This is a genomic window from Candidatus Trichorickettsia mobilis (genome assembly GCF_034366785.1).
GTDB classification, from domain to species: Bacteria; Pseudomonadota; Alphaproteobacteria; order Rickettsiales; family Rickettsiaceae; genus Trichorickettsia; species Trichorickettsia mobilis_A.
The window spans coordinates 1-1,314 of the sequence record NZ_CP112964.1; the positions used below are offsets into that span (position 1 = coordinate 1).

2 protein-coding genes are annotated in these 1,314 nt (G+C 39.6%); both read right to left on the reverse strand.

Going from position 1 to position 1,314, the window contains the following annotated elements; all coding sequences use genetic code 11:
* Positions 1-588: hypothetical protein (locus Trichorick_RS09205; RefSeq protein WP_323739352.1), on the reverse strand; the 588-nt coding region annotated here is incomplete at its 3' end.
* Positions 581-1,314 (reverse strand): TraK domain-containing protein (locus Trichorick_RS09210; protein WP_323739353.1); only part of this gene is annotated, 734 nt, incomplete at its 5' end. The genes Trichorick_RS09210 and Trichorick_RS09205, both read right to left, overlap by 8 nt.

Sequence of the window (1,314 nt, forward strand, 5' to 3'; positions counted from 1 at the left end):
GTCCATATGATTTACCGTAATCCGAGATTCGTCTATTTGCGGCCGGTTACTTTGCCGAGATTTGTCTTCTTCCTCGGATTTTACTCTAGCATTTGCAAATTCTCTCCTTGAAGAAGCCTGCTCTTCCGATAGATATTGCATTTGTGCTTTTAGTTTTTCGATCTCGGTTTTAAGTTGATTAGTATAAGCTACCGATTGCTCGTTAATGCTATTCTCTATTAGCTTTAGCTTTTCGTCGGCAGACGTTTTAGCATCCGTTAACTTATCTTCAAAATGGTTACGCCACATTTTATCTATATCTAGAGCATGACTTGCTACCTCGAGCTTTAACGGAGCTTTTGAATCGATATCACTACCCGTACCGCTTGAAGAATTTGAACGATATTGCATGAAGATAAGCCCTATTATTACGGTGACCGCAAGACTTAACAGCACTATTAAATCATGCTTTTTCTTAGCTTGAATAGAGTTCTCGGAATTCGGAACCGCAAGATTATCGTTTTGAACTTGCCCGTCTTCAGAGTTAGCGGGTTGCTTCCTCTTAAAATTAACAATCTTTTGCCGAATATTTTTTAATTTATCAATCATGCTCACCTTCTTTTGTGACAATAAATATTCTTATCGTTCCTTGCGGCTTTATCACGTTTGATTCAAAATTAATCGCTACCGTATTCTTAAAAAGATTACTAAAATCGGCCTCAAGTAAATTTAAAGGTTTAGCGGTCAAGTTTTTTACCGACAAGCATCCGCCGCTTAAATACCGGTAACGGTAGCTTAAATGTTGGGTAATAAGCCGCTCTTTAGTTTGTTGCAAGGTACGTTTAACACCGGTTACGTAATATTTGCCCTTTTCATTCTCGATCATTGCTCTCATCATTAGCGCAATTTCGGATTTTAGCTGCGGGTTTGTACTTGGCGTAACGCCGCTACCCGGTAAAGAAGAGGTTATCTCACCGCCTACATTGATAAATATTGTCTGTGCCGCCGTATCACCTACCGTAAATCTAATATCCTGCGCTCCTCCCTGCGGTATTATTAAGCTTAATTCTATAGTCTCGCCGACCTCTATTTTCGGCTTAATAAACAAATTGCGAAAATCACCGCTCCAGTAGAGAGAATACTTATTCTCGTCGCCTATAACTTCTATAACTTCACCGCCTGAGATGAAGATCCTATTCAGCTCGTTTGCGGCTATTACCGTTTCTATTTTTTTACTCCCCGAATATTTAAATTCGGTACTAGCACAAACCGAGCAAGCGAAAGTTATAAGCAGTAATTTTACCGACAAGGATAATTTTGCCGCTAGACACAACT